This is a genomic window from Streptomyces sp. NPDC091280, assembly GCF_044768565.1.
Taxonomy (GTDB): Bacteria; Actinomycetota; Actinomycetes; order Streptomycetales; family Streptomycetaceae; genus Streptomyces.
Map to the genome: position 1 here is coordinate 131,897 of NZ_JBIVUZ010000012.1, position 19,206 is coordinate 151,102.

Below are 19,206 nucleotides of genomic sequence, written 5' to 3' on the forward strand. Positions count from 1 at the left end.
CAGCCGCGCGAACGCGCCTGTCCCGGCGATGCGGCCCGCGCGGTCCGGGCCGGGCGCGGTGTCCGGCTCACCTCGCCGCGCGCCTCCGCTTCAGCACGGTGAACCACCCGAGACCCGCCAGGAACAGGACCACCCCGGCCGCCAGCCACAACCAGGGGCTCCACTCGTCGACGCACGACTGGCTGGTGGCGGTCGTGGTGCAGACGGTGCCCGGACCCCGCCGGTTGAGGTAGGCCACGTAGAGCAGCGGCAGACCGAGGCCGGAGAGGAGACCGGGAAGCCCGTGCCGCGCGCCCCGGCGGAACGCCGCCGCGCCGGCGGCCACGGCGGCGAGCGGGAACAGGTACAGGCCGATCGTGGGGATGGTCAGCAGGGCGAGGCTGCCCGCCGCGCCGATGCCGAGCCAGGCGAGGAACCAGGGCCAGGTCCGTCCCCGGGAGCTGTCGGGCACTCCTCGGAATCGGGGACCGGTCGCGCCGTATGTGCCGTTCACGGTTGTCTTTCCCTCCTGGTCGTCGTCAGGTCGGACAGCGGTGGTGCCTGGTCGGGCGGTGGTGGGCCTATGCGTCGGGCGCGGTGTCCTGCCGTGCGAGGTAGGCGTCCGCGAGGACGGCGAGCAGGCCGGCCCGGTCGAAGAGGGCGAGCGCCGAGTCGCGGTCCCCGTCGAGGGACGCCAGCATTTCGAGGCCGAGGTAGAGCGCCACGACCGTGTGCGCGACCTCGCGGGCCGGGAGCAGCAGGGCCAGCGGGGACGCGGACAGTACGTCCTGGGCGACATCGGTGGTGAAGTCGCGCCAGGGCCCGATCCGTGCGGCGACCTCCGCGCCCAGCCCGGGAGTCGACTGCGCGCCGGCGATCATCTCGACCAGGACGGTCACATAGCCCTTGTCCAGGTCCTCGTCGAACACGGTCCGGGCGGTGTGGATCAGTTCACCCAGGCTGCCCGACCGTTCCACGGCTTCGCGGTAGCGCAGTGACCGCTCGTCGCTGACGTGGTCGAGGGCGGCGAGCAGCAGGTCGACCACGGTTCCGAAGTGGTAGAAGACCAGCGACTGGTTGCAGCCCGCGTTCCTGGCGATCTCCCGCGCGCTGGCCCCGGCGTAGCCCTTCTCCCGCAGCGCGGTGACGGCCCCGGCGACGAGAGCCGCGCGGGTCTCCGCCGAACCTCGGGCTCCGCGCGATCCGCCGTCACTTCTGGGTCCGGCCTTGGCCATGTCCACCCCGGTTGTCCTCGGTGGGCCGTTCAGGCGACCGATTCGAGTGAATGATTTGAGCAACTGCTCAAAATGTAGCGGGTGTTGAGCGGGGAGACCAGTGCCGTCGGCGGGCGGCCTCGACCTCTAACGCGGAGCTTCCCTCGCGGAAATCCCGACGTAACGCATGGGTTGTCTACTGATGTGCAACATAGTTTCCTTAGAGTGGACAGCTGGGAGGCCCCCATGACGACCGGCCCGGAAACAGACTCACCCGACCTCGCCGAACTGGTCCGTGCCGACGGCATCGAGTTCGTCCTCGCCGTCTTCGTCGACCTGACCGGCAAGCCCTGCGCCAAACTGGTGCCCGCCCAGGCCGTCGAGGAACTGCGCGACGAGGGCGTCGGCTTCGCCGGGTACGCGGCCGGCGCGCTCGGCCAGCAGCCCAGCGACCCCGATGTCGTCGCCCGGCCCGACCCCGCCTCGTACACGCCGATCCCCTTCGTCAAGCCGGGCCTCGCCCTCGTCCACTGCGACCCGTACGTGGAGGGGAAGCCATGGCCGTACGCCCCGCGCGTCGTCCTGCGCAGCCTGCTGGCGCGGGCCGCCGACCGGGGACTGTCCCTGTCCGTCGGCGCCGAGGTCGAGTACTTCCTCGTCGACCGTGACGAACACGGCACGCTGCGCGTCGCCGACCGCAAGGACACCGCCGCCCAACCCTGTTACGACGCACGCGGGTTGACCCGGATGTACGACCACCTCACCGCCGTCTCCGGCGCGATGAACAGCCTCGGCTGGGGCAACTACGCCAACGACCACGAGGACGGCAACGGCCAGTTCGAGCAGAACTTCAAGCACGCCGACGCCCTGACCACCGCCGACCGGGTCATCACCCTGCGCTATCTGGTGTCCGTCCTCGCCGAACAGCGCGGAATGACGGCCACGTTCATGCCCAAGCCGTTCACCGACCGCACCGGCACGGGACTGCATCTGCACATGTCGCTGTGGCGGGAGGGCGAGCCCACGTTCCCCGACGCGAGCGACGCGCGCGGCCTCGGACTCTCGCCGCTGGCCTACTCGTTCGTCGCGGGCATCCTCGAACACGCCCGCGGCCTCCAGGCGGTGATCGCGCCGACCGTCAACTCCTACAAGCGGACCGGCGCCCTCTCCACCCGCTCCGGCGCCACATGGTCGCCCCGACTGGCCGGTTACGGCGGCAACGACCGCACGCACTTCGTCCGCGTCCCCGACGGCAACCGGATCGAACTGCGCGGCGGCGACGGCGCCGCCAACCCCTATCTCGCCGCTGCCGCCGCCCTGGCCGCGGGACTCGACGGCATCGAGCGCGGCCTCGACCCGGGCGAGCCCGGCGCGGCCGGCAAGGGCCCCGAACTCCCGCCCACCCTGCTGCACGCCGTCGAGGCACTCCAGGCCGACGACGTGATCAGCGGCGCGCTGGACGCCGTAGGGCCGGGAGTGAGCCGCTACTTCGCGGAGCTCAAGCGCGAGGAGTTCTTCGACTGGCACGCCACGGTCGGCTCCTGGGAGCTCGACCGCTATCTGACCGCGTTCTGAAGGGACTTGGGATGTGCGGAATCGTAGGGCTGCATCTGCGCGAGCCCTCACTGGAACCACGCCTCGGTGAGCTGCTGACCGCGATGCTGGGGCAGGTCGTCGAGCGCGGCCCCGACTCGGCGGGTGTCGCGGTCTACGGCGACCCGAGGCTCTCCCCGCCGGGACGCACCGTCGTCTCCCTGCTCGGAGTGACCCCGGCCGAGGCGGAGGCGGCGTTGCCCGGCGCGGTGGCGCTCGCCGCCGACGCGACGACCGTCGTCCACGGCACCGGCGATCTGCCGGCCGCCGTCGCCAAGGCGTTGCCGCAGGCCACCGTGATCGGCTCCGGCAACGGCATGGCCGTCCTCAAGGGCACCGGAAACCCGGTGCGGTTGGCGGAGTCCTTCGGTCTCGCCTCCGTCACCGGCTGGCAGGGCATGGGGCACACCCGCATGGCCACCGAGTCGGCCGTCACCCCCGAGGGCGCCCACCCCTTCTCCGTGGGCCCCGGACAGTGCCTGGTGCACAACGGCTCCTTCGCCAACCACGCCACCGTACGGCGCGAACTCCGTGCCCAGGGCGTCGAGTTCGACAGCGAGAACGACTCCGAGGTCGGCGCCCGCTTCGTCGCCCACCAACTGGCCCAGGGCGCCGACCTGGAGAAGGCGCTGAAGCTGCTGTGCGAACGCTTCGACGGCTTCTACACCCTCCTCGTGTCCACCGGAGACTCCTTCGCCGTCGTCCGGGACGCCATCGCCTGCAAGCCCGCGCTGATCGCCGAGACCGACGCCTGGGTGGCGATGGCCTCCGAGTACCGGGCGCTGGACGTCCTGCCGGGCATCGAGAACGCCCGCATCTTCGAACCCGAGCCGGAAGAGGTGTACGTATGGCGACGCTGATCGACCTGGCCCAGACGCCCGTGCGCGAGCTGAACCAGGCCCTGCACGCCCCGGACGCCACCAGCTGGCGGATCCTCAACCCGCGCGGCGCGCACGCCGTGGCCTGCGGCATCCGGGAGGATCTCGTCGTCGACATCGAGGGCCACGTCGGCTACTACTGCGCCGGCATGAACCAGTCCGCCACGGTCACCGTCCACGGGAACGCCGGTACGGGAGTCGCCGAGAACATGATGTCCGGCACGGTACGCGTGCGCGGCAGCGCGTCCCAGTCGGCCGGCGCCACCGCCCACGGCGGTCTCCTGGTCGTCGACGGGGACGCGTCCGCCCGGTGCGGCATCTCGATGAAGGGCGTGGACATCGTCGTCGGCGGAAACGTCGGCCACATGAGCGCGTTCATGGGACAGGCCGGGCGGCTGGTGGTCTGCGGCGACGCCGGGGACGCGCTGGGCGACTCGCTCTACGAGGCCCGGATCTACGTCCGCGGCACGGTCAAGTCCCTCGGCGCGGACTGCGTGGAGAAGGAGATGAGCCCCGAACACCTCGCCGAACTGGCCGAGTTGCTGAAGGCCGCCGAGCGCGACGAGAACCCGGCGGACTTCCGCCGCTACGGATCGGCCCGCGAGCTGTACCACTTCAAGGTCGACAACACGACCGCGTACTGAGGGAGTTCGAACCACATGGAACCCGCATCCCACGGCCTGCGCGAGTCGGCGACCTTCGACCGTGCCACCATCCACGCCATCCAGCGCGCCGCCGAGACCGGCATCTACGACATCCGCGGCTGGGGCGCGAAGCGTCGACTCCCGCACTTCGACGACCTGTTGCTGCTCGGCGCCTCCATGTCCCGCTATCCACTGGAGGGTTATCGCGAGCGCTGCGACACGGACGTCGTCCTCGGCGCCCGGCACGCGAAGCACCCGCTGCGCCTCGCCACCCCCGTCACCATCGCCGGCATGAGCTTCGGCGCCCTGTCCGCCCAGGCCAAGGAGGCACTCGGCCGGGGCGCCAGCGAGGTCGGGACCTCCACCACCACCGGCGACGGCGGCATGACACCCGAGGAGCGCGGCCACTCCAAGCACCTCGTCTACCAGTACCTGCCGTCCCGCTACGGCATGAACCCCGACGACCTGCGCAGGGCCGACGCCATCGAGGTCGTCCTCGGGCAGGGCGCCAAGCCGGGCGGCGGCGGCATGCTGCTCGGGCAGAAGATCACCGAACGGGTCGCCGGCATGCGGACGTTGCCCGTCGGCATCGACCAGCGCAGCGCCTGCCGCCACCCCGACTGGACCGGCCCGGACGACCTCGCCATCAAGATCCTCGAACTGCGCGAGATCACGGACTGGGAGAAGCCGGTCTATGTGAAGGTCGGCGCGACCCGCACGTACTACGACGTGAAGCTCGCCGTCCACGCGGGCGCCGACGTCGTGGTCGTCGACGGCATGCAGGGCGGTACGGCCGCCACCCAGGACGTCTTCATCGAGCACGTCGGCATCCCCACCCTCGCCGCCCTGCCCCAAGCCGTCCGCGCGCTCCAGGAGTTGGGCGTCCACCGCGAGGTCCAGCTGATCGTCTCCGGCGGAATCCGCAACGGTGCCGACATGGCCAAGGCGCTGGCACTGGGGGCCGACGCGGTCGCCATCGGGACGGCGGCACTCATCGCGCTCGGCGACAACCACCCGAAGTACGACGCCGACTACCGCGAACTCGGCTCCGCCGCGGGCTACTTCGACGACTACCAGGACGGCCGCGACCCGGCCGGCATCTCCACCCAGGACGAGGAACTCGCCGCCCGTCTCGACCCGGTCGACGCCGGCCGGCGGCTCGCCAACTTCCTCCGGGTGATGACCATGGAGGCCCAGACCCTCGCCCGCGCCTGCGGCAAGGCCCACCTCCTGCACCTGGAGCCCGAGGACCTGGTCGCCCTCACCATCGAGGCCGCCGCGATGGCCCGCGTCCCGCTCGCGGGCACGGACTGGATCCCGGGGGCCGGGCTGTGATCGCCGTCGTCGGCGCCGGGCTGACGGGCGCGGCCACCGCCTGGCAGCTCGCCCGGCGGGGCCATCCGGTCACCCTGATCGAGGCGTTCGACATCGGCCACCGGCAAGGGAGTTCGCACGGCAGCTCCCGGATCTTCCGCAGGGCCTACGCGGACCCCTTCTACGTCGGCCTCACCGGCCGGGCGTACGAGGAGTGGCGGGAGTTGGAGCGCGACACCGCAACTCCCTTGCTGCGGACCACCGGTGGCCTCGACCTGGGGGAGGGGCGGGACCCGGAGGGCCTGGCCGCCGTACTGAAGTCGGCCGGGGTGCCGCACGAACTCCTGGGCGCCCGGGACGCGTCGGCGCGCTGGCCGTTCGTCCGCTTCACCGGTCCGGTGCTGTACCACCCGGACGCGGGCGTGGTGGACCCGGACGCGACGGTCGCCGCCTGTGTGCGGCGGGCGGCCGGGCTGGGTGTCCGCGTGATCACGGAAACCCGGGTGGTCGGCATCGACGTGACCGATGCGGGGGACACGGTCCGGATCCGGACGGACGACGGGCGGGAGATCACGGCGGACACGGTCGTCGTGGCCGCCGGCTCCTGGCTCCCGGACCTCGAACTGCCCGTCGTACTGCCCGAGTTGCGGGTGACACAGCAGCAGGTCTTCCACTTCAGGCAGCGGGACCCGGCCGCCCGCTGGCCGGTGATGGTCTCCAAGGACGCGACCATGCAGGTGTTCGCACTGCCCTCGGGCGGGGACGGCGGCCCGCTGCCCGCCGTCAAGGTCGCCGAGCACGACCGGGGCACCCCCACCACGGCCGACACCCGTACCGGCGTCGTCGACCCGGCGTCCCGGGCACGGATCACCGCGTTCGTCAGGGACCGGCTGCCGGGCCTGGACCCGGACCCGGTCGCCGAGGCCACCTGCCTCTACACCACCACACCCGACGAGGACTTCGTCCTGGACCGGCGCGGCCCCCTGGTGATCGCCTCGCCCTGCTCGGGGCACGGCGCGAAATTCGCCCCGCTCATCGGCGCGATGGCCGCCGACCTGGCCGCCGGCCGGGCCGAACCGCACCCCCGCTTCCGGCTGAAGGCCGAAACCCGCCCTTAATTCGGCGCGTGAGCGTCCCGTAACGCTCCACCTGTCTACTGCGGTGAAACACCGTTTCCCTTTGTTGGACCTCTCCGTGGAGCGTGCGCATGGACACCGGAAGTACCGCTTGGATGCTCGCCAGCACGGCACTCGTCTGTCTGATGGTGCCGGGACTGGCCCTCTTCTACGGCGGCATGGTCGCCGCGAAGAGTGTACTGAACATGATCATGATGACCTTCGGCTCGGTCGCCCTGGTGGGCTGCATCTGGGTCCTCTACGGCTACTCCGCCTCCTTCGGCGACTCGATCGGCGGAGCCGGCCTGCTGGGTGACGTCACCGAGTACCTCGGCCTCAACGGCATCATGGCCGACGACCCCAAGGCGGTGATCCCGCTCTCCGTGTTCGCCGCGTTCCAGGCCCTGTTCGCGGCTCTCACCGCCGCCCTCATCTGCGGCGCGATCTCCGACCGCATCAAGTTCGGCGCCTGGATGGCCTTCACCGGGATCTGGGTGACCCTGGTCTATCTGCCGGTCGCCCACTGGGTGTTCGCCTTCGACGGCAAGGGGGTCACCGGCGGCTGGATCGTCAACAAGCTCGGCGCCATCGACTTCGCCGGCGGCACCGCCGTCCACATCAACTCCGGCGCGGCGGCCCTCGCGATGATCCTGGTCCTCGGCAAGCGCATCGGCTGGCGCAAGGAGACCAAGGGCGGCGAACGACCGCACAACCTGCCCCTGGTGATGCTCGGCGCGGGCCTGCTGTGGTTCGGCTGGTTCGGCTTCAACGGCGGCTCCGCGCTCACGGCCGGCAACGCCGCGTCCGTAGTCGTCCTGAACACCTTCACCGCGACCTGCTCCGCGATGCTCGGCTGGCTCCTGGTCGAGAAGCTCCGCGACGGCCACTCCACCACCCTGGGTGCCGCCTCCGGAGCCATCGCCGGCCTGGTGGCCATCACCCCGTCCTGCGGCGCGGTCTCACCGGTCGGCGCCCTCGCGCTCGGCGCGATCGGCGGCGCGGTCTGCGCGCTCGCCGTCGGCCTGAAGTACAGATTCGGCTACGACGACTCGCTCGACGTGGTCGGCATCCACCTCGTCGGCGGACTCACCGGCACCCTCCTCGTCGGCGTACTCGCCACCTCGGACGCGCCCAACGGCGTCGACGGCCTCCTCTACGGCGGCGGCCTCTCCCTGCTCGGCAAGCAGGCCGTGGGCGCCTTCGCCGTCCTGCTGTACTCCTTCGCCGTCACCTGGATCATCGCCGTGGTCCTGGACAAGACGATGGGCCTGCGCGTCCGCCCCGAGGTGGAGGAGGGCGGGATCGACGTCCACCTGCACGCCGAGAGCGCCTACGACCTGCTGCACGCGGTTCCCGCCGACTCCGCGCGCGGCACTGTGTCCACCACGACCTAGCAGCCGGGCCACCGCGGACGGCGCACCACCGTCCGCGGACCCGGCCCGGTCGGGCGAGTCCGCTTCTGAACAGGCACGGCAGAATGGCCACCATGACGACTGATCGGGATGCCGCCGACCTCCAGGACCGTGCCGCCGCGCTGCCCGACCGGGAGATCGACCCGGTCGAGGCGGCGCGGGCCCTGGAACTCGAAGTCGTCATCGGCCGCCAGGTCAGGGAGTACCGCACCGCCGCAGGCCTGTCCATCGCCGAGACCGCGGCCCGTGTCGGCCTCTCCAAGGCCATGCTCTCGAAGATCGAGAACGCGCAGACCTCCTGTAGCCTCACCACGCTCGGCCGCCTCGCCACCGGCCTCGGCATCCCCGTCACCGCGCTCTTCCGAGGCGTCGACGCCGACCGCGAGGCCGTCTTCGTCCCGGCCGGGCAAGGCGCCCGCATCGTGCGCCGGGGCAGCCGGGTCGGACATCTCTACGAACTGCTCGGCGCCCTGCGCGGACCGCACAAGCGGATGGAAGCCGTCCTCGTCACACTCACCGAACGGAGTGAGGTCTTCCCTCTCTTCCAGCACCCCGGCACCGAACTCCTGTACATGCTGGAGGGCGAGATGGTCTACGGCCACGGAGAGGCGGACTACACCCTGCGCCCCGGCGACGCCCTCCAACTCGACGGCGAAGGGCCCCACGGCCCCCAGGAGTTGGTGACCCTGCCCATCCGCTTCCTGTCCGTCACCGCGTTCGGCGACCACGCGCCGGAGTGACCGCGCCCGCCCCGCCGACCGGAACCAGGTCAACTGCCGTGCGCGGAGAGGGCGTTGCCCATATTCGACCGTGGCGGAGTACCGGATCGCCGGGCTGTGACCGACGGGCGGGTCCACGGCACGCCGATGAGTTTCGGTGTGCCGGACCGTCAAAGCAGGCACGCCTGGCAGAGGGAGAGACCGATGAGCAAGACGCGCCCGCATTCGATGACCCACATCGCCCGCCGCATGTTCGAGCTCTTGGAGCCGATCTGCCTGGTCACCTTCTTCGCCGACGAGTGCAACGACGAACTGGCCGCGCTCGGCCACCGCACCTACTGGGACGGCTACTTCGCCAGCCGTGCCGCACCGCTGGGGCGGGTGCCGGCACAGGTCGTGCACGCGGCCTTCTACAACTTCGCCGACGGAGAGGTCGCGCGGCACATCCCGAGTGCCTGGGAGACGATTCCGCCCGAGGCGTCCCTCGCCGCGCGCGAGCGGGGCAGTGCGGCCTCACTGCGGCGGATCCTCGGTGACGAACTGGCCGACTCCCCGGGCCTGGTACGCGCCGCTGACCTGACCACCAAGGCCGCGACCAACGCGCCCATGGTCGGCCGGGTGATGTACGCCGGGATGCGCAGCCTCCCGGTGCCGGGCGACCCGGTCGCCCGGCTGTGGCATTCCGCGACCATGCTGCGCGAGCACCGCGGCGACGGGCACATCGCCGCTCTCGTCGGTGCGGGCATCGGCGGCACGGAGGCCCATGTGCTGTCCGCGCTGGACATGGGCATCCATCCGCCGGAGTCGTTCGGGCGCGTCCATCACCTGCCGAAAGAGCGACTGGCCGCGGTCATGGACGGCCTGCGCGAGCGCGGGCTCGTCGACATCGAAGGCAGGTTCACCGACGCGGGCCGCGAGACCAAGCGGCGCGTGGAAGCCCTGACCGACGAACTCGCCACCCCACCGTACGAGGCCCTGTCGGAGGCCGAACTCACCGAACTGATCGCCGCGCTCGAACCCATCACGGCTGCCGTGGTGGCCGCAGGCTCGCAGTGACCCGCAGGCATTTTCGCGTCCGGTGAAGCCTTCGGGGAGAGACTCAGCCGGGCTGTGACCGCTCCGTCTGGCCTACGCGGTGACGGGTGGTCCGGTGGTGGGGCGCCCGGAGGCGAACGGGACGACCCACGGATTCCCCATGTGCCGAGCGCGCCCCGTGACCGATCGCACGGACCGGCCGTACGCCGATCTTGATAGCCTCATCGGGCCAGTCGAGCCACATCCGAGGCCAGGGAATCCGGTGCGAACCCGGAACTGACGCGCAGCGGTGAGGGGGACGGGCGGGGCACACCACGCCACTGGGAGACCGGGAAGGCGTCCCGTCCGGACGAACCCGAGTCCGAAGACCTGCTGGCACCTTCGCGCCCCCGCGCGGAGGGACGTCCGTAGGCCAGGCTCCGCGAACGAGCCCCGACCCCTGAGGCATGCCCGTGCTCCGCACCCCCGCTCTCCTTCGTACTCCGGCCCTTCTCCTCGCGTCCGCCCTCCTGCTCACCGCCTGCGGCGCCTCCGACGAGTCGGACGCGAACACCGGGAAGACCGCCGCCGGTTACCCCGTCACCATCGACAACTGCGGTGACAAGGTCACCCTCACGTCGGCTCCGAAGCGGGCCGTCTCCCTCAACCAGGGCACCACCGAGATCCTGCTCTCCCTCGGCCTCGCCGACCGCATGGCCGGTACGGCCACCTGGACCGACCCGGTGATGAAGGGCCTGGAGAAGGCCAACGCGTCCGTGCCCCGGCTGGCCGACAACGCGCCCTCCTTCGAGAAGGTCCTGGACGCCGACCCCGACTTCGTGACCGCCTCGTTCGTCTCCACCCTCGGCAAGGGCGGCGTCGCCACCCGCGGGCAGTTCGAGAAGCTCGGCGTACCGACGTACGTCTCGCCCTCCGACTGCTCGGCGGGCAAGGACAACGACAGCGGCGGCGACGGATCGCGCTCCACACCCCTCACGCTGGATGCCGTGTACGGCGAAATACGCGATCTGGCACGGGCGTTCGGTGTCGAGAAGCGCGGTGAGACGGTGGTCGCCGGACTGAAGGAACGGGTGCGCACGGCCACCGCCGGGCTGCACGCGTCCGACGTGTCCCTCATGTACTGGTTCGCCAACTCCCAGTCGCCCTACCTGGCCGGCTGCTGCGGCGCTCCGGGCGCCATCACCCGAGCCGTCGGCGCGAAGAACGCGTTCGCCGACACCCACGACGAGTGGCCCCAGATCGGCTGGGAGACCGTCGCCGACCGTGACCCCGACGTCATCGTCATCGGCGACCTGACCCGCAAGCAGCAGACCGCGGAGACCGCCAAGGCGAAGATCCGCTTCCTGGAGACCAACCCCGCCACCAAGAACCTGACCGCCGTGAAGAAGAAGCGGTACGTCCTGCTGAGCGGGCAGGCGATGAACCCGTCCATTCGCACCATCGAGGGGATCGAGAAGGTCGCGGCCGGTCTGCGCGACTTCGGGCTCGACAAGTGAGCCTCCGCACCGTCCTGTTGACCGGCGGCGGACTGGCCGCGCTGCTCGCCTCGACCGCCGTCGCCGTGACGATCGGGCCCGCCGACATCTCCACCGGCGACGTGTGGGCGTCCGTCGCGGCCCATCTCGGCTTCGGCGAGAGCACGTTGGCGCCGCTGCGGGACGGCATCGTGTGGAACCTGCGGATGCCCCGCACCCTGCTCGCCGCCGTGTGCGGGGCCGGACTCGCGGTGTGCGGCGCGGTGATGCAGTCGCTGCTGCGCAACCCGCTCGCCGACCCCTTCGTGCTCGGGGTCTCCTCCGGCGCGTCCACCGGGGCGGTCGCGGTGGTCGTCCTCGGGGTGGGCGGGGGAGCGCTGTCCCTGTCGGCCGGCGCCTTCCTCGGCGCGCTGCTCTCCTTCGCCCTGGTGCTGCTGCTCAGCCACACCCTCGGCGGCAGCACCGACCGGGTCGTCCTGTCCGGGGTCGCGGCCATGCAACTGTTCTCCGCGCTCACCTCGTTCGTCGTCCTGACCTCCGCCGACGCGGAGACCACCCGGGGTGTGCTGTTCTGGCTGCTCGGCTCGCTCACCGGCGCCGACTGGGGCCAGGTGACGCTGTGCGCGGTCGTCCTCGCCGCGGTCCTGGCCGTCTGCCTCGGCCACTCCCGTACCCTCGACGCCTTCGCCTTCGGCGACGAGGCCGCCGCCGGACTCGGCGTCCACGTCGCCCGTACCCGCCTGGTCCTGCTCTGCGCGACCGCGCTGCTCACCGCCGCCCTGGTCAGCTGCGCCGGCGCGATCGGCTTCGTCGGCCTGGTCCTGCCGCACGCCACCCGCGCGCTGACCGGGGCCGGACACGCCCGCCTCCTGCCCGTCACGGCCCTGACCGGCGCCGTGTTCCTGGTGTGGGTGGACACCCTGGCCCGTACCGTCCTCGACCCCCAGGAGGTTCCGGTGGGCGTGGTCACGTCCCTGATCGGCGTACCGGCGTTCGTGGCCGTGCTCTACCGAGGACGGAGCAGAACATGATCAGCCTGCACGCGGACGGCGTCGTACGGCGCCTGGGCGACAAGGTCGTCGTCGACGACGTCACGCTCACCCTCCGTCCCGGCGAGACCGTCGGCCTCCTCGGTCCCAACGGCTCAGGAAAATCAACCCTGTTGAGACTTCTGGCCGGAGTCCTCGCCCCCACCGCCGGAGTCGTGACCCTGGACGGGCGCCCGCTCACCGAGATCGGCCGCAGGGCCACCGCCCGCCGGATCGCCACCGTCGAACAGCACGCCGACACCCAGACCGAACTGACCGTCCGCGACGTCGTCGCCCTCGGCCGCATCCCACACCGCCGCGCCTGGACACCCGCCACGACGGCCGACACGGAGGCCGTCACCGAGGCCCTCGCGCGCACCGGCCTGACCGACCGCGCCGACCAGTCCTGGCACACACTCTCCGGCGGCGAACGCCAGCGCACCCAGATCGCCCGCGCCCTCGCACAGCAACCCCGCGAACTCCTCCTCGACGAACCCACCAACCACCTCGACATCCAGCACCAGTTGGACCTCCTGGAGCTGATCGCCGGCCTCCCGGTCACCGCCGTGATCGCCCTGCACGACCTCAACCTCGCCGCGATGTACTGCGACCGCCTGCTCGTTCTCCGCGACGGCCACGCGGTCGCGGAGGGCACCCCGGCCGAGGTCCTCACACCGACCCTCATCGAACAGGTCTACGGCGTCCACGCCGAGGTCACCCACGACCCCTGCCACCCCGTGATCCGCTTCCTGCGCCCGGCGCAGCCGCACTGAGCCCCCGTGGAGCGGAGCACACTCGGAGGAAGAGACCGGTGAGGTGTTTCTCCGATCCTCCCGAGCACCGAACCGCACGTGTCGGTCCACGTTCGTCGCGCCGGGATCTCCACCCTCAGTTCCACCCATGGGTCCAGGTGTGAGAGGGCCGCGGACAGCACGCTTGAGGACATGAACACAACGGACTGGATCACCGACATCGCGCTCGTCCTGATCGTCTTCCGCCAGCTGCGCGAGGGGCGCCTCGACCGCATGTCCTACCTGATCCCGCTGGGGATCGTGGCCTTCGTGTCCTCCCACTACCTGCGCTCCGTGCCCACCGCGGGCAACGACCTGGTGCTGATCGGCGCGCTGGTCGCCGCCGGTGCGGTGCTCGGCATCGCGGGCGGTGTCTACACCCGGATCCGCAGCGTGGGCGGAGACCTGTTCATCAAGGCGGGCGCGGTGTCGGCGGCGCTGTGGGTGCTGGGCATGGGCGCCCGGATGGGATTCCAGGTGTGGACCGACCACGGCGGCGCCGACGACGTGGCCCGCTTCAGCGTCACGCACGACATCACCACCGGGCAGGCTTGGGTCGCGGCGTTCGTCCTGATGGCGCTCACCGAGGTGGTGACACGGCTGGCCACGATCTTCGTCCGCAGCCGCATGGTCGAACACGAGGCCCCCTCGGGCACGCGGCCCGCGCCGGTCCTCGACCGCACCACCTGACCGCGGGGTTCACGGTGGCGTCAAGACCGGACCTGAGTGTCCCGTCGGCCACGACCCCTCAAACCATGGCCGGACGTGCCGGGACCGCAGGAAGAGGTCCCGGCACGAAGGCGGAGCGAACAGGTGCGGACGGACGGGATCACTCGCACTGGGCAGGCGGTGCGGGCTTCTTGCCGATCTTGATCGAGACCGAGGATCCCGGGAGCAGCACGGTGCCCGCGTGCGGACTCTGTGAACTCACCCTGTTGACGTTGTCGCAGTCGACGACACTGCCGACGGCGCCGAGCACGTATCCGGCGGCCGAGAGCGCCTGTCCGGCCTCCACCTGCGTGTCGCCCGAGAGGTTGGGCACGGTCGTCACACCCGTGACCGAGGCCGACACGGAGGCCAGCCCACGGCTGAATCCGGTGTCCGACGATGTGTCGATCACCGTGACGCCCCAACTGACGGTGCCGGTCTGGGTGATGAGCACCGACTGCGATCCGCCGCCGACCGGGAAGACCGTGGTCGTCGGGTTGAAGCCCGGACCGGTGATCTGAAGGACATCTTCGGGGGTGTTGGCGACGCAGTCCGCGCTCCACTGCACCAAGGCGGTACGGCCGAAGGTCACGGGGTTGGGTGTCACGGATATCGTGGCGGTCGCGGTGGCCGCGCAGTTCAGTCCGGGATCGTCCGCGTAGGCGGGTGTCACCGCGAACGCGGTGGCCACCAGCGCCGCGACGACCAGCACCACCGCCTTGGGCGAGCGTGCTACGCCGACCGCCCACCTCCGCAGCCCGGCAGTCACTCCCGCGCGTAGGTGGCGACGCACCGGTTTCGAGGCTTCTCTCATAACTCCCCCTGGATGCTTGCTCTCTGCATACCGAGCGGCCGGTGGCCGTCGGCGACCGATGGCCAGACTGATGCACCGTCATCCGGCTGTCACCCACGGATCCGCTGAGCGGACCGGGTGGGAGCGAGGGAGTGTCCGGAGGTTGGCAGGGACTGGCTCCGTGAAGGTCAGAGGGCGGTGAACGTCCACAGCAGGTTGGTGCTGGTGCCGTAGGTCCACTGCTTGGTGACCGAGCCGGAGGACACGTTGCCGCCGCCGTCCAGGACCAGGCCCGTGGTGCGGTTGGCGACGGAGTGGCGGCCGTCGCCGCGGTGGGTGATCAGCCACTGCTGGTTGGTTCCGCCGTTCCAGGCGGCCTGGCGGGCGGCGGAGCCGTCGGAGGTGGCGCCCCAGCCGTCGGCCACCATGCCGTTGGTGCGGTTGACCAACTTGTAGTAGCCGCCGCCGACTTCGACCGCCTGCCACTGGAGGTTGGTGCTGCCGTCCCAGGTCCACTGCTTGAGGTTGGAGCCGGAGGAGACGCTGCCGCCGCTGTCCAGGGCCAGGCCGTCCGTGACGTTGAGGATCTTGAAGTACGCGGCCGGGTCGAACTGCACCTTGAGGGACGTCACCTTGTCGTTGTTGCCGGTGGTCCTGAGGTCGGCGTTGTCGGCGGTGAAGGTCCAGGCGGTGCCGGTGAAGTCGTCGCCGGAGTAGCCGATGACCTGGTGGCCGGGGGCGAGTCGTAGGGAGGAGAGGGTGTCCGGGGTGAGGCCGGCCAGGGTCAGGTCGTCCGCCGTGTAGTCGCCGACCGAGAGGACGGTGCCGGTGCCGGAGTAGCCGACGTCCATGAAGGCCACCGCTCCGGTGCTGGGCCGCAGGCTGGGAATCTCGCCGGTGAAGGTCAGCTTCAGGACGTAGGCGTTCGCGGTGAACGGCGCCGACGACGACGGCAGAGCGAGTGTCAGGCCCGTGGAGTCCTGCGTCGGAGTCGCCAGGCTGACATAGCTGCCGGCGGTGGAGTTCAGCAGTTTCGCCGACTGGAGCGAAGAGACGTCGATCCGGGCCGAGTTGAGGGTCTTGATCGTCAGCGAGCTGCCGGGCCAGCCGAGGACGGTGGCGTACAGGACGGTGTTCGCCTTGTCGCGGGTGAAGCGGATGTCCGTCGCCGTGCCGGCCGTGGGGGTGGTGAAGGAGCCACCGCCCATTTTGGTCGGGCCCTCGCCATACGCCGTCCACGCGCGGGTGTCGTAGATGGACTCGCCGTAGCGCCCGAGGTAGTCGCCGATGGCGAGCAGGACGTCCTTCTGGCCCTGCGGGATCGTGCCGTCCGCCATCGGTGCGATGTTGAGCAGCATGTTGCCGTTCTTGCTGACCCGGTCGATCAGCGCGTGCAGCATCTGCTGCGTCGAGTAGTAGCCGATGCCCTGGGTGTAGCACCAACTGGAGCTGGAGATGCTGTCGTCGGTGAGCCAGTAGGGCGCGGTCAGGTCGGCGGGGCCGCCGCGCTCGTAGTCGTAGACCTCGCCGTGGCTGTCGAGGCCGTCCTTGTAGGTGGCGACGACGTCCCTGCCCCACTTCTCGGCCTGGTTGTAGTAGTACGAGAGGAAGTTGAGGCGCTGGGTCTCGTCGACGTGGTCCAGGCGCCAGTCCTGCCACAGGATGTCGGGCTCGGCGAGGTCGACCACCTCCTTGAGCTTGTCGTACCAGAGCTGGTTCTCCTCAGCCGAACTCAGCTGCCCGTACAGCTTCTTGAGGCTCGCGTCCGACTGGGCGGGCGCGTATTCGTAGTAGCCCGTGAAGTTGTAGGCGTGGTGCATCGCGACCAGCAGCCTGAGGTTCTTGGCGCGGATGGCGTCGGTGAACAGCTTCAGCAGGTTCAGGCCGGGGCCCTTGTCGACCGAGTTCCACTCGTTGACCTGGCTGTCCCACATGGAGAAGCCGTCATGGTGCTCGGCGACCGGCCCGGCGAACCGGGCTCCGGCGTCGACGAACAGCTGCGCCCACTCGGCGGGGTCGAACTTCCCGCCGGCGGACTTGAGTTGGGGTGCGAACTCGACGTGGTTGCCGGCCAGGTCGTCGGCACCGTTGATGAAGTTGTGGAAGGGCCAGACCGAGGGGTCGCCGTAGGTGGCGATGTGGTGCTTGTTGGCGTTGCTGCCCGCGTCGTACATGTTGCGCGGGTACCACTCGCTGTCGTACGCGGAGACGCTGAAGACGCCCCAGTGGAAGTAGATGCCGAACTTGGCGTCTTTGAACCACTCGGGCGAGGCGGTGTGCTGGTTCACGGAGTTCCACGTGGGTGTGTAGGCGGTGGTCGCGGCCCGGGCGCCGCCGGCGGTGAACACGTCGGCGGCGACGGCCGCCGCCACGACGGCCGTGGTGCCCGCCAGGAGCTGGCGTCTGCTGAGTGAACTCGGCATGGGGTCATCCCTGTTGCGGAGGGGGGACGGGGGGATCCGGGCGCCGGATGTTAGGCACGAAGGTCGTTCACGTATCCCGTCCATGTCAACAGGTGTGCGTCTTATTAATGGGATGGATTTCGGGTGGCTGCTCGGTCGTCAAGGTTCGTTCCGGTGGGCCTGGCGTATAAAGTTGCAGCTGAGCGGCATATTCTTCGCCAGAGGGAGGGCTGTCTTGATCGTCTGCGTAGACATACGTCCCATCTCTCTTGCCTTCGTGCGTCCCCGTATCATCAACGTCACCTTCGGCATGCGGAGTCCGGGAAGGAGCGCGCGGTGTCGCTGACGGACAAGGCCATCGAGCGGATCCGTGAGCTGATCCGCACCGGAGCGCTGCCGCCGGGCTCCAAGCTGCCCCCGGAGCCGGACCTCGCGGCCCAGCTGGGCCTGTCGCGCAACCTCGCCCGCGAGGCGGTCAAGGCGCTGGCCGTCGCGCGCGTCCTGGAGGTGAGGAGGGGTGACGGCACCTACGTCACCAGCCTCCAGCCGAGCCTTCTCCTGGAGGGACTCGGCGGCGCGGTCGAACTCCTCCAGGGCGACTCGGGCGCCCTGCGGGACCTGATGGAGGTACGCCGGCTCCTCGAACCGGTCGCCACCGGGCTGGCCGCGACCCGTATCAGCGATGCGCAACTCGCCGAGATCAAGAGCCACTTGGACGCCATGCGGGAGGCCCGCGACGACGTGGAGCAGCTGAACGCCCACGACGCCGCCTTCCATCGCGCGGTGGTCTCGGCCACCGGCAACGAGTCCCTGCTCACCCTGCTGGAAGGCATCTCCGGCCGCACGCTCCGCGCCCGCATCTGGCGCGGCCTCGTGGACACGCGGGCCGCGGGCCGTACCCTCGCCGAGCACGAGGCGATCTTCGCGGCCCTGTCCCGGCGTGACGCCGCCCTCAGCCAGGCGGCGGCCCTGCTGCACGTGAGCAGCACCGAGCAGTGGCTGCGGGAGCACCTGAGCGTCGGCGAGTCCGGCGCACCGTCCGACTGAACCACCGGACACGGGTGGCACGGTCGTGGAGACCGGAGAGCAATGCTCTACTGATACTTCACGGATCATAAAAATGACGTGTAAGGAGAAGCGTGACCGCGTGACACATCGGATCGGCGCGAGTGAGGAAACGAAGGCCATGGCGGAGAGTGCGGCGCGGCCCGTGGTCAGCCGGCGCCGGGAACTCGGTGACATCAGCGCGCGGTCGCTGTTGATGACCATGCTCGGTGAGTACGTTCTGCCCCAGGGCCGTCCGGTGTGGACGTCGGCGCTGGTGGAGGCACTGGCCATGTTCGACGTCGAGGAGAAGTCGGCCCGCCAGGCGCTCGCCCGGATCGCGGGGGAGGGCTGGCTGGCCTCGGAGCGGTCGGGGCGTCGGGTGCGGTGGGCGCTCACACCGCCGGGGCGGCGACTGCTGACGGAGGGCGCGCAGCGGATATACGACTTCGGCAGCGGTACGCGGACTTGGGACGGCACCTGGCTCGTCGTCCTGGTCTCGGTGCCGGAGACCAAGCGGGATCTGCGACACCGGGTGCGTACCAGGCTCAGCTGGGCCGGGCTCGGTTCGCCGGAGCCCGGAGTGTGGATCACCCCGCACACCGACCGTGAGGCGGAAGCGCTCGGCGTGCTCAAGGAACTCGGGCTCGCGGACGGCGCGATGTCGTTCACCGCCCGCTACGGAACGGTGGGCAGCGAGGCGGCGATGGTCTCCCGAGCCTGGGAACTCAGCCAGGTGGCGGAGCGCTACCGGACGTTCATCGACGAGTTCACCGGCTTGAGCCCGGTCGACGGCGATGCCGTCCTGCGCGCGCAGACCATGCTCGTGCACGAGTGGCGCCGTTTCCCCTTCCTCGACCCGCGCCTGCCGACCGGACTGCTGCCGGCGGGCTGGCGCGGTGCCGAAGCGGCCGAGCTGTTCCACAGCAGGCACGCCGGATGGAGCCCGATGGCCCTGCGACGCTGGGACGAACTGACCGAGGGACATGGCCGGACCTGAGCCGAGGGCGCGGGTGGGGTCGGCAACCGCTCCGAGCGGCGACGGCCGGTGAAGTGCCGGAG

18 protein-coding genes and 1 riboswitch are annotated in these 19,206 nt (G+C 70.6%); of the genes, 14 read left to right on the forward strand and 4 right to left on the reverse strand.

Annotation, left to right across the window (positions count from 1 at the left end):
• Positions 1-67: 67 nt before the first annotated feature.
• Positions 68-493, reverse strand: a complete 426-nt coding sequence (locus ACIQPR_RS33350) for a hypothetical protein (protein ID WP_403655845.1) — start codon at positions 491-493, stop codon at positions 68-70.
• 67 nt (positions 494-560) lie between these two features.
• Positions 561-1,214, reverse strand: coding sequence for a TetR/AcrR family transcriptional regulator (locus ACIQPR_RS33355; RefSeq protein WP_403656473.1), 654 nt, complete (start codon positions 1,212-1,214; stop codon positions 561-563).
• Positions 1,215-1,439: 225 nt separating this feature from the next.
• On the opposite strand from ACIQPR_RS33355, the gene glnT reads away from it, so the two are divergent.
• The 12 genes from glnT to ACIQPR_RS33415 all read left to right on the forward strand — a co-directional run bounded on the left by glnT (position 1,440) and on the right by ACIQPR_RS33415 (position 13,887).
• Positions 1,440-2,768, forward strand: a complete 1,329-nt coding sequence (glnT, locus tag ACIQPR_RS33360) for a type III glutamate--ammonia ligase (RefSeq protein ID WP_403655847.1) — start codon at positions 1,440-1,442, stop codon at positions 2,766-2,768.
• 11 nt (positions 2,769-2,779) lie between these two features.
• Entirely contained in the window at positions 2,780-3,646 is an 867-nt protein-coding gene (locus tag ACIQPR_RS33365; protein ID WP_403655849.1) for a glutamine amidotransferase family protein, read from the forward strand.
• Positions 3,634-4,308 carry a glutamate synthase gene (locus tag ACIQPR_RS33370; protein ID WP_403655851.1) on the forward strand — a complete coding sequence of 225 codons (675 nt, stop codon included), beginning with the start codon at positions 3,634-3,636 and terminating at the stop codon, positions 4,306-4,308. The genes ACIQPR_RS33365 and ACIQPR_RS33370 overlap by 13 nt, the downstream gene beginning before the upstream one ends.
• Positions 4,309-4,323: 15 nt before the next feature.
• Entirely contained in the window at positions 4,324-5,643 is a 1,320-nt protein-coding gene (locus ACIQPR_RS33375; RefSeq protein ID WP_403655853.1) for an FMN-binding glutamate synthase family protein, read from the forward strand.
• Positions 5,640-6,740, forward strand: a complete 1,101-nt coding sequence (locus ACIQPR_RS33380; RefSeq protein ID WP_403655855.1) for an FAD-dependent oxidoreductase — start codon at positions 5,640-5,642, stop codon at positions 6,738-6,740. The genes ACIQPR_RS33375 and ACIQPR_RS33380 overlap by 4 nt, the downstream gene beginning before the upstream one ends.
• Positions 6,741-6,829: 89 nt before the next feature.
• Positions 6,830-8,131, forward strand: a complete 1,302-nt coding sequence (locus ACIQPR_RS33385) for an ammonium transporter (protein WP_403655857.1) — start codon at positions 6,830-6,832, stop codon at positions 8,129-8,131.
• A 92-nt stretch (positions 8,132-8,223) separates the two neighbouring features.
• Complete coding sequence (locus ACIQPR_RS33390; protein ID WP_403655859.1) at positions 8,224-8,889, forward strand: helix-turn-helix domain-containing protein; 666 nt, start codon at positions 8,224-8,226, stop codon at positions 8,887-8,889.
• Positions 8,890-9,072: 183 nt separating this feature from the next.
• The gene (locus ACIQPR_RS33395) at positions 9,073-9,924 is read left to right on the forward strand and encodes a MarR family transcriptional regulator (protein ID WP_403655861.1); all 852 of its coding nucleotides are present in this window, start codon (positions 9,073-9,075) and stop codon (positions 9,922-9,924) included.
• Between the two features lie 192 nt (positions 9,925-10,116).
• A riboswitch (cobalamin riboswitch) is annotated at positions 10,117-10,295 on the forward strand.
• Positions 10,296-10,349: 54 nt separating this feature from the next.
• Positions 10,350-11,399 carry an ABC transporter substrate-binding protein gene (locus ACIQPR_RS33400; protein ID WP_403655863.1) on the forward strand — a complete coding sequence of 350 codons (1,050 nt, stop codon included), beginning with the start codon at positions 10,350-10,352 and terminating at the stop codon, positions 11,397-11,399.
• On the forward strand, positions 11,396-12,409 hold the full coding sequence (locus ACIQPR_RS33405; protein WP_403655865.1) for a FecCD family ABC transporter permease: 1,014 nt from the start codon (positions 11,396-11,398) through the stop codon (positions 12,407-12,409). The genes ACIQPR_RS33400 and ACIQPR_RS33405 overlap by 4 nt, the downstream gene beginning before the upstream one ends.
• On the forward strand, positions 12,406-13,179 hold the full coding sequence (locus ACIQPR_RS33410) for an ABC transporter ATP-binding protein (protein WP_403655867.1): 774 nt from the start codon (positions 12,406-12,408) through the stop codon (positions 13,177-13,179). Before ACIQPR_RS33405 ends, ACIQPR_RS33410 begins: the two co-directional genes overlap by 4 nt.
• 171 nt (positions 13,180-13,350) lie before the next feature.
• Entirely contained in the window at positions 13,351-13,887 is a 537-nt protein-coding gene (locus tag ACIQPR_RS33415) for a hypothetical protein (protein WP_403655869.1), read from the forward strand.
• 139 nt (positions 13,888-14,026) lie between these two features.
• Here ACIQPR_RS33415 and ACIQPR_RS33420 read toward each other — a convergent pair whose 3' ends face one another.
• Positions 14,027-14,698: a PASTA domain-containing protein gene (locus ACIQPR_RS33420; RefSeq protein ID WP_403655871.1), complete on the reverse strand. Its 672-nt coding sequence runs from the start codon at positions 14,696-14,698 to the stop codon at positions 14,027-14,029.
• Between the two features lie 188 nt (positions 14,699-14,886).
• Positions 14,887-17,121 carry an alpha-L-fucosidase gene (locus ACIQPR_RS33425; RefSeq protein WP_403655873.1) on the reverse strand — a complete coding sequence of 745 codons (2,235 nt, stop codon included), beginning with the start codon at positions 17,119-17,121 and terminating at the stop codon, positions 14,887-14,889.
• A 315-nt stretch (positions 17,122-17,436) separates the two neighbouring features.
• Between ACIQPR_RS33425 and ACIQPR_RS33430 the strand changes: the two genes are divergently transcribed.
• Together ACIQPR_RS33430 and ACIQPR_RS33435 are read left to right on the forward strand one after the other, a co-directional pair.
• Positions 17,437-18,147, forward strand: coding sequence for a FadR/GntR family transcriptional regulator (locus ACIQPR_RS33430; RefSeq protein ID WP_403655875.1), 711 nt, complete (start codon positions 17,437-17,439; stop codon positions 18,145-18,147).
• Between the two features lie 139 nt (positions 18,148-18,286).
• Positions 18,287-19,144 (forward strand): PaaX family transcriptional regulator C-terminal domain-containing protein, encoded by an 858-nt coding sequence (locus ACIQPR_RS33435; RefSeq protein WP_403655877.1) that lies wholly within the window; start codon positions 18,287-18,289, stop codon positions 19,142-19,144.
• Positions 19,145-19,206: the final 62 nt, after the last annotated feature.